This is a genomic window from Acinetobacter sp. MF4640 (genome assembly GCF_002018895.1).
Lineage (GTDB): Bacteria > Pseudomonadota > Gammaproteobacteria > Pseudomonadales > Moraxellaceae > Acinetobacter > Acinetobacter johnsonii.
Genome location: NZ_MVOM01000045.1, coordinates 22,868 through 32,487, shown reverse-complemented (window position 1 = coordinate 32,487; position 9,620 = coordinate 22,868). Strand labels below are relative to the sequence as shown.

At 39.1% G+C, this 9,620-nt stretch carries 9 protein-coding genes and 1 pseudogene; 2 read left to right on the top strand and 8 right to left on the bottom strand.

Translation table 11 applies throughout. The features are described from left to right. The first annotated feature begins 100 nt into the window (after positions 1-100). A complete protein-coding gene (locus MF4640_RS14180; RefSeq protein WP_078390001.1) occupies positions 101-1,129 on the top strand; it encodes a hypothetical protein in 1,029 nt (342 codons plus the stop codon). A gap of 178 nt (positions 1,130-1,307) precedes the next feature. Here the strand turns inward: MF4640_RS14180 and MF4640_RS14175 are convergent. The 4 genes and pseudogenes from MF4640_RS14175 to MF4640_RS14160 form a co-directional block, all read right to left on the bottom strand. After that, positions 1,308-1,519 (bottom strand): annotated as a pseudogene (locus tag MF4640_RS14175) (endonuclease domain-containing protein); the annotation flags it as partial. Between the two features lie 407 nt (positions 1,520-1,926). After that, positions 1,927-3,117, bottom strand: coding sequence for a hypothetical protein (locus tag MF4640_RS14170; protein ID WP_004695414.1), 1,191 nt, complete (start codon positions 3,115-3,117; stop codon positions 1,927-1,929). Positions 3,118-3,205: 88 nt separating this feature from the next. Further along, entirely contained in the window at positions 3,206-4,228 is a 1,023-nt protein-coding gene (locus tag MF4640_RS14165; RefSeq protein ID WP_078390000.1) for a molecular chaperone DnaJ, read from the bottom strand. Positions 4,229-4,382: 154 nt separating this feature from the next. Then, positions 4,383-5,144, bottom strand: coding sequence for a ferredoxin--NADP reductase (locus MF4640_RS14160; protein WP_078389999.1), 762 nt, complete (start codon positions 5,142-5,144; stop codon positions 4,383-4,385). A gap of 85 nt (positions 5,145-5,229) precedes the next feature. Between MF4640_RS14160 and gigC the strand changes: the two genes are divergently transcribed. Then, positions 5,230-6,108, top strand: a complete 879-nt coding sequence (gigC, locus tag MF4640_RS14155; protein ID WP_010327351.1) for a LysR family transcriptional regulator GigC — start codon at positions 5,230-5,232, stop codon at positions 6,106-6,108. Between the two features lie 29 nt (positions 6,109-6,137). On the opposite strand, the gene MF4640_RS14150 is transcribed toward gigC, so the two are convergent. The 4 genes from MF4640_RS14150 to nuoN form a co-directional block, all read right to left on the bottom strand. Next, positions 6,138-6,869 (bottom strand): cold shock domain-containing protein, encoded by a 732-nt coding sequence (locus MF4640_RS14150; RefSeq protein ID WP_078389998.1) that lies wholly within the window; start codon positions 6,867-6,869, stop codon positions 6,138-6,140. Between the two features lie 121 nt (positions 6,870-6,990). Next, positions 6,991-7,284 carry a cold shock domain-containing protein gene (locus tag MF4640_RS14145; RefSeq protein WP_005400349.1) on the bottom strand — a complete coding sequence of 98 codons (294 nt, stop codon included), beginning with the start codon at positions 7,282-7,284 and terminating at the stop codon, positions 6,991-6,993. An 81-nt stretch (positions 7,285-7,365) separates the two neighbouring features. Further along, positions 7,366-8,001 (bottom strand): uracil phosphoribosyltransferase, encoded by a 636-nt coding sequence (upp, locus tag MF4640_RS14140; RefSeq protein WP_058870138.1) that lies wholly within the window; start codon positions 7,999-8,001, stop codon positions 7,366-7,368. 122 nt (positions 8,002-8,123) lie between these two features. Beyond that, positions 8,124-9,620, bottom strand: coding sequence for an NADH-quinone oxidoreductase subunit NuoN (gene nuoN / locus MF4640_RS14135; RefSeq protein WP_005400347.1), 1,497 nt, complete (start codon positions 9,618-9,620; stop codon positions 8,124-8,126).

Below are 9,620 nucleotides of genomic sequence, written 5' to 3'. Positions count from 1 at the left end.
TTCTTGACTCAAGCATTAATGCAGTACGATCTTCAAAGTTAAGATGATGGTATGACAATTTTATATACTCCATAAACCCTTTAAATTAATTAGGTGGTTTATGTCGCACTTCAAGTTTTACTCTGCCGTATTTCATTTTACTCATCTCATCAACTGTGCTAATATTTATGAAAACATTGTAGAATCTATAAAGATAATTTATATTTGTGATAATAAAGATAAATCTATATATCTATTAGAAAATCTTGACCAATTATTAGAAAATCTTATTACTTTTAATTTCTATGATCATTTGCAAAAAAAGCGGATATTAACTCTAATTGCCAATCTGTGCTATACATATCACGATACGAAAATAATTGAAAAATTTCTCAAATCTTTAATGAAATGCCCTTCACGTTTTAATTTATTAAAAGAATACAACCAATGTCGCATGTCTCTTAATTTAATTAAAACTCCTAAAATATATAATAATATTGGTGAACTTTTAGATGAAATTGGCTTAACCAATAATTTAGGGTTCTCAATTCCTGATGTAATTGATTTTCTGAAAGAAACATTAGAAGAAAATTATCTCATAACCCCATTACAGATGGATTTTGATGAGTATCTTTTAGACTTAATTTTTAAACAAAGTCCAAACTTCCCTCTACTTGTACAAGACCATTGTAGATATATAAATGACATAGATTTTATGAGCTTTTCAGCTATTTTATGTAGTCATATAGATAAATTAATTGAGAAAAATATTTATAATGATGAATTAGCAAATAATTTATATGAATTACTTGATGAATATATCAAAATTCAAGTAGCACAAAGAAAGCAGTTAAATTTACTCTATAGGATTAAATATAATGCAAATCATGAAGAAGCTAAGAAATTAGAATTCCCACTGACTTTAACTGAACCAAATAAATATACAATTTGTCTATATATAGAAAGATTCTTTAACTCAATGTTTTCTCAAAGATTATGTAATGAATTAAAAGAATACTTAACACAAAATAACAATACAACATTGATTCAGAAGATTGAAGAAAAAATTGAAGTCAAAATTGGAAAGGATATTCCACCAAACCCAGAGTTTTTACCTGAATTTATTAAGGAAAAAATTGGTTTTCAATAAATAAACTACATACTTGTACCTTGTAAATTTAAAAGCTTGTTTTCCTCTCCTTTTAGGAGAGGGCTAGGGAAAGGTGCTTTTAATTTTTTCATTATTAAACCGACCCTCTTCCCCCGCCTTCTCCCAAAGGGAGAAGGAGCTTACATTATTGATTTACTTTCAGTTCAAAACACACCTGTCACAAATCCTCCAAAACCCCATCCGTCAGCCCCAACACATCAGAATTCCAGTACCGCACGGCAGTTAAGCCCAAAGCCTCTAAAAAAACTTGGTTCGTTCAACATCATATGCCATGAGATCATTAGTTCCATGCTGACTGCCATCCAACTCAATGATCAAGCCAATTTCATGACAGTAAAAATCCACAATATACGGTGCAATCACATACTGTCCGCAAGGAGGTGAGGGAAAATCAAAGTACCCCATGTTCCAACAACATCTCCACCCCACTCAGCTTTTTCATATACACATGCTCAGCTTTTACTTTTTTTGCTTATTTATCAGAGATATGCAAAGCCATCTACGCCACCAAAGCAATCAAGTCATTAAAGATGGAAAATACGCTAATCGATCAAAAGCGTAAAGTCTTTCCAACGGAGATGCTGTGCGTAACGTGATTTATCTAGCAATTGTGATGCAGCGTCTAAAAAGTGAAATACGCTTATCTTGCGCTGCTGTGCAGCTCATGGCGTTTAGCCATGAGCCGCGTTATTATTGAATTTGTTGACCGCCCCTAAGCAATCACCTTTAATTGATGAAAATCAATTACACAAAATTATTTACAGGCTCAACCCACTTTAAAAATTAAATGACCAGCCGAATGCTCTATTTTTAAGTAAGTTTTTTAAACAATCAAAATCCTTATAACTATTTAAACACTGTTCATCTTGCAATAGCTTTCTTCGAATTTCTGTCAAATCATATTGGTACTTCTTAGCCAAATCAGCAGGTTTAAAAGTCTGTTTATAAAAACCAGAGCTTTCCCAATCAAATGAGTAAATAATGTGATCTAACTCAATTTGCAATTGTTCAATTTGATCTTCTAGCAATAGATTATAAGATTTCAAATGTTCATTTGCGATTTTAACTGCTTGTTTTTGATCACCTTGTTCTGTATAAGCACGTAACTTTAACAGCGTAAGTAAATCTTTTTCTTCAAGTGCAGTATTTGCTTGCTGCAAAAGCTCAGTTTTCTCTATACGTTTTTGCTCATCTCTTTCGCGGTCAGGATGGATCACAGAGGCAATTTTTAAATAAATGCTTTTTAATGACTGCCCTGCCATTTTTTTTGCATCTTCAAGTTGCATTTGCTTCTTTAAAATTTTCTTTTTTTCTTTTTCTGCAAACTTTTGATATGCCTCACGTTCATGATCATTAAGTTGATTTTGAATGAAATCAGCTTCCTCTCGATCAAATTTTTCTTTTACTTTTTGCATAAACTCTTCAAGATTTTCGAGATCAAAATCAAAGTCAATCCAGTCCTCAGACACACCCAATTGATCTGCAAGAATTTCTTTCATCACTTGTTTTTGCATCATTTCATCAACATCATGCTCTGAATGAAAATCATCCTCTGTATCATCTACTTGTGATGTAGGCAAATGATCATGGTCTTCTAAAATTTTGTAAAATTGAGCAATGACGATGGTCAATTTATGTTGTTCTTCAGACAGATTGGGATTATTTAAAAGTTGACTCACTAAAATTGAGATTTTTTTATCTAAACGCTCTAAATGGGTTTTAGCAAATTTATGCGATTGTTTATATTGCCAAAGTACCTCTAGTTGACTAAATAAAACTTGGTGCCATTGGGCATATAATGGCAAGAGTTCAAAACTTGCATCCTCCTGTACTTTTTGTTGTGCTTGTTGCCACTCAACCAAAGAGAGTTGTAATTTCTCAATTTTTTGAATCTGACGATTAAACTTTTTTTGTTGTGGGGATAAATTTTCAGTTTCTTGATACAAACTTAAATCTAAAATGCTCATGACTTTATTTCAATACAAATGCGATTTGACTCAATATTTTAACAGAAAGCATGCCTACGACTATTTGTTTAAAAAGTAAAATCTTATCTCATAGAACCCCATGCTCCATCAAGATCTTCATCCCACTCACCTTTTTCATATGCTTTAAACGTTCCTTTTCCCACTTCAACTGCTGTTTTAACTCGGTAGCATCCTGATCTATGACCTTATACACATCACTCATTTTGAGCTGTTTGGTATTAACATGACTGCTCAAGTGAAAAGATGCAAAGATTTCCTCTAACTGACCTTGTAAACTCTGACTCTGTGCTTCCAAAGACAACTGATAAAACTTCACTTGTTCCGAACTTAAAACCTTTGAGCTTAGGCCTTTATTGGTCTCTAGCTGTAACTGGAGTTTCAATAAATAAAATAAATCCTGCTCTGCATGGGCTTCATTGACCTTCTGCAAAAGTTCAGTCTTATCTAATTTCTTCGCTTCATTAGGCTCACGGTCAGGGTGAATCATCGCGGTAATTTTTAAATACACGGTTTTCAGTGACTGCGCTGCCATTTTTGCTGCTTGCTCACGTTTTTCTTGTTGTTTTAACTGTTTGGCACGTTCTCGCTCTGCTTCATATTGAACAGAATCGTATTCATAATTTTCCCAGTCCACATCCACGTTTTGTTCTACCGTTTCAGCGAGGTCATGATTTTGTATTGAGTTTGCTTTGGTTTTCTTCGCGCGTATATGCTCTGCATGCTGCATATAGAAAGCATCAATTTTCTCTACCTGTTCTTTTTGCTCTGAAGTTAGCATCTGTGATTTTTTTAGCATCTTGGCTAAAGCGGCTATTTTGGTGTCAATCTGCACCAAATCAGCTTTGCTAAAGGCATCGCTGGCCAAGTGATTCCACAGGGTATCGAGCTGTATAAATAGAACCGTATGTAACTCGCTATACACAGGTAAAAGCTTACTACGCGTATAGTTTTGAATGTCGGCCTGCGCATTTTTCCATGCTGCTAATTCTTGTTTTTGTTGTTCAATACGTTCAATCAAACGATTTAATTTTTTCTGCTGCGGGCTAAGCCTCGCCTCTGGCTGAGCCGTCGTTTTTAACGCTGAAGACATAAGCCATACAACCCAGTACAAAAGAGAAATTATAGCGCGATCTGAGCGTACAAGCAGCGCTCCTCTCTTTAAGCTGGTATTAAAATCTGAGTGATTCAAACTTTAAATAAAAAAAGCCCATCATTCGATGAGCCTTTTATTTAGCGAAATAACTTTACCAATAGTTTTCGACCGCAATATTTCCTTCACCACGGCGGTTCATGGTCAGGCCACGTGCTTTCAGCGCTTCTTTGGTATCTTCGACCATTTGCGGGTTACCACACAGCATCACATGGCTGGTTTCAGGGTTTAGACTTAAACCGACTGCTTTTTCCAAGTCACCATTTTCAATCAGTACCGGTAAGCGGTCATGCAGTGGCGCATGTGGATCACGGGTAATAATCGGCACAAACTTAAAGCCTGTATGCCCTTCACCAAAAGTCTCTGCAATTTCTTGAATACGTGTTGCATACGCCAATTCAGAGGCTGTACGTACGCTATAGACCAGTGTAATGCTCTCGTACTTCGACCACGTTTCAAAGTCTTGCAACATCGAGATAAAAGGTGCAAGTCCTGTCCCTGTGCCAAGTAACCATAAGTCTTTTGGTAACGGCAACTGATAACGCGCCAAAGTCAAAAAGCCGTACGGGATCTTTTCGAGGTAGATCTCATCATCGACTTTTAAGTGCTGTAAATTTGAGGTAAATGCACCTTCAGGCACCACAATCGAGAAAAACTCTAAAGTTTCATCAAAGGGAGAGGACACCACCGAATACGCTCGAACCACCAATTCATCCCCCACTTTGATGCCAATACGGGCAAACTGTCCTGCGGTAAACTTAAAATGTGCAGGTCGCGTCATAGTGAAGCTAAAAAGTGTATTGGTCCAACGGTGTACGGATAAAACCTTTTCTAGGCTAAATTTTTCAATTGACATGATTTCAGCGTGGCATCAAAGACGTTGCTCATGTTAGCATGACCACATAATTTGTTAATATTTTTTAAATGTTAAGGCTATATTCATGCGCATGACTTTACGCCAGTTGGCGGTTTTTGTAGCAGTTGCTCAAGAAGGCACAGTAACCAAAGCCAGTGATGCGGTTCGACTCACCCAGAGTGCTGCGAGTATGGCTTTAGCAGATCTAGAAGACGGTTTGGGAGCTCCTCTGTTTGACCGTCTAGGTAAGCGTCTTCAGCTCAATGATCTGGGTCGTTTCCTGCTGCCACAAGCTTTAGAAATTTTGGGTCGCTGTGATGCTTTCGAGCAAGCCGCTAAAGGTGAGTTACAAAGCATTGATTTGCGTTTGGGTGCAACCCTGACCATCAGTGACTACCTCATGCCTGACCTAATGGCTGATTTCTTACAAATTCAGCCTCAAGCCCATTTACAACTGCAAGTTGGTAACACCCGTCAAATGATTGAGGCGGTGAATCAGTTCCAACTAGATTTGGCTTTGATTGAAGGCTCTTGTCACTTGCCGCAACTGCAATGTATTCACTGGCGTGACGATGAATTAGCGGTCTGCTGTGCACCAGATCATCCTTTGGCGCAGTTAAATCGCACATTAACGCCTGAAGACTTTAAATCGGTCGAGTGGATCTTGCGTGAAGAAGGTTCAGGTACACGTGAAGTGTTTGATAATGCTATTTTAAAAGACTTGCCTGATGCCAATATCCGTCTGACCTTGGGTCATAATGAAGCGATTTTAAAAATCGTGGCGGGTGGTTTAGGGATGTCATGCATTTCAAAACTGGCAACAGAGCCTTTGCGCGAAAAAGGCCAGTTGGTAGTGCTTGACACGCCGTTTTGGTCTCTCACGCGTCCACTGTTCATGTTGGTGCATCGTCAAAAATACCAAGGCCCAGGACTCAAAGCTTTTATGAAATTCTGCGAAAAATAAGTAAGCAAAAAGCACCCGAGGGTGCTTTTTTATTTCCCAAATTGGCGCTCACAAGGCTCACCATCATTGTTCCCATCCATTTGGGTATTTGGACAGTTTCTTAAGAAGTAAACCGCTTCTTCATAGGAACGCATTTGGGAGCAATGGGTTCGTCCATCGCATTTAAACTGTCCAGTGCTGACAGGTAAACGACCATTTTGTTTATCAATACTTTCCGTTACGCGTTCAGAACGGGGTTGATTGGTCTGATGCAGACCTGCATCTAAATTACGCTTCCCTTGCTCAGATAGGATTTGATCGGGCAACTTTCCTAAAGCTTTACGCTGTTCTTCTACAATCTGTTGTTGCTCGAGCATCAAATGTTCAGCTTTACGCTGTTTTTCTACACTATAATTTTGATATTTCCCATAGGTCAAAAAGCCCAATAGCGCGACGATAATGATCCCAATCACGGTGATGAGGGTACTTTTATGCCCTGCCTCATGGTAACGTGGTGAGGCTTGGGTACGTGCTTTTTTCTTATTTGATGGTGTCGTTGCTTTGCTTTCTGAGGTCAGACCAAGCCGCTGGATATTGCCAGCCTTAAATTTGCCTTGGTCTTCTACAATCATAAACTTAAGCACTTCACCAAGCTTGGGTTCAATGTTGTTCTGTGGCAAATCTTTGATATGAAAAAACACATCATCAATATCCCCTTCCACCGCAATGAAACCAAAACCACGTGGGGTACTAAAGCTTTTGATTTTTCCTTTCAGAAACATAATCTGCTCTATTCAACTGTCTTTTTCGTATTGTAATCAATAAAAAAGAGGCTAAAAAGCCTCTTTGCTTCAAAGTGCAAAGATTAACCTTTGCACGATTTCACTCTGAATCAACGCTGACTTAGCGTCTAAAATTAGACAATAAGTCTGTGGTAATCGATTTATTATGACTTGAGACTTTCGATTTCTTGGCTTTGGCAGAGTTGTCTTCAACCCGCTCAATTTTAATTGCTTTATAGCGATCGCCATTTTCAACCACATTAAACTTCACGCGTTCATTACGTTTCGGCTCACCTGAGTCTGCAGGGAAATCCGAGATATGAAAAAATACGTCGCCTTCAGGTGAGGAAATAAAGCCAAAACCTTTGTCAGCGTTATATTGCTTAACTTTTCCTTGATATTGCTCGGCCTTCATAAACAGATCCTAATATGTACACGCTTTGTTGTAGTATATAAAAAAGAGGCTATAAAAGCCTCTTTTTGCTGGGGCTCAATCTTAATCTTTTTGAACTGAACCAAAGATTTTATCGCCCGCATCGCCTAGACCCGGCACGATATAACCATTGGCATTTAAGCCTTGGTCAATTGAAGCCGTGAAAATAGTGACATCTGGATGCGCATCCAAAACACGTTTAATACCTTCAGGCGCCGCAACCAACACCATCACACGGATGTCTTTACAGCCACTTGCCTTCAATACATCAATCGCAGCAACCAATGAAGAACCTGTGGCAAGCATTGGGTCGATGATCATCGCTAAACGGTTTTGTACATCTGGAACTAATTTTTTGTAATAAGTACGTGCTTCAAGCGTTTCTTCATCACGCTCTAAACCCAGTACAGACACTTTGGCACTTGGGATCAGGTTTAAAAAACCATCCAACATGCCAATACCCGCACGTAAAATTGGCACAACCGTGATTTTTTTACCCACAATGCGATCTACCGTTACTTTACCATTCCAACCATCAATTTCATGGTCGCAAACAGGTAAATCTTTGGTCGCTTCATAGGTCAACAGCATGGTCACTTCTTGAGCCAGCTCACGGAAGTTTTTAGTGCTGATATCTGCACGACGAAGAAGACCAAGCTTATGACGAATCAGTGGATGACGAATTTCATGGATAGCCACGGGAGAGCACCTAAAAGGTAAAATAAAATTCCTTACATTATAAAGCTTTTTATCGTGCGATAAAAACAAAAAAGCCCCCAATTGATGGAGGCTTTTTTGTTAAAACGAAACGTTTTTAAAAATTAGTGCTGTTGAGAAAGCATAAAGTGAATTGGAGATAAGATCTCTGACTGAAGTGCTAACTTGATAATTGGATCTGGATAGATACCAATCACAAGCACTGCTGCCGCAGCTAAAAGCACCATAATACCACCGACTTTTTGACCCCAATGATCCACAGCGTCTACACGAGGTGCATCTGGTGGTGTCATGTACATGACAACCATCACACGGAGATAGTAGTACAGACCAATACCAGAACCAACGATGATCATCGCAGCAAGGAACCAGTGCTGAGTCGTTACCGCAGCCATCACCACAAGGAACTTACCAATGAAGCCCGCTGTCAATGGAATACCTGCAAGAGACAGCATCATCACGGTTAATACGGCAGTCAACACTGGACGACGCCAGAATAGACCACGGTAGTCCGCTAGACTTTCTGCTTCGTCTACGTTGTTGTATGGACTAGACATCAATGCAACCGCACCGAACGCACCAATCGTAGTTAACACATAAGTGATCACATAGACCGATACGTTACCAAGGCTTGCATAAGTCATGCTGATTAAACCAATCAACAAGTAACCAAAGTGCGCAATTGAAGAGTATGCCAAGATACGTTTCAAGTTCACTTGTTTCACTGCAAGGAAGTTACCCACCAAGATCGATAACACCGCAATTACGGTTAAGATCGTCACGATTGAGTCAACAAGAATCGCACCTGAAGTAAGGATGTAACGTACAAACAGACCAATTGTCGCTACTTTTGCAGCTGTAGCAAGGAATGTTGCGATCGGAGTTGGTGCACCGGCATAAACGTCTGGCGTCCATTTGTGGAATGGCGCTAAAGACAGTTTGAATGCCACAGCAAAAACAATCAGGCCTAAACCTAAAAGTACCATTGGCTGTTGGATGTTTTGCATTAACGCTTGAACATTGTCATAGAACGACATTGAACCTGTGTACGCGTAAATATAAGCCATACCCATCAACAACATTGCCGAAGCTGTTGCTGAAAGCACCAAGTACTTCACCCCCGCTTCTAAAGACTTAGAGCGCTGGTGTGTATAGGCCAATAAGCCATATACAGGAATCGACATCAACTCAAGGCTAATGAAGAACGATGCATAGTGAGAGCTTGCCACCATTAACATTGCACCAGTCACTGATGACAACATCAAGATATACAGTTCTTCACGGTTATCTTTATAGCTTTCGATATAGGCATGCGACAAAGTACAGCATGCCAAAGCAGCAATTAGAATAATTACTTGGTACAGCAAGGTGAACGCATCCACCATAAACATACCCATCACGTTCGCAGGTTTAAAAGCACCACCGAACATTGTGAAAAGTACATATGCTGCCGCAAGGTTTAAACCCACCACTGATGCTGTCGCAATTAAGTTATGGTTACGCTTAATTGCAGTAAGAATCATCACGACGATCGTTGTTAAAGCAACGATCATCACAGGAGCTAAAGGCATAAGCTCAGAAAATGACATTGTGAAGTTCAT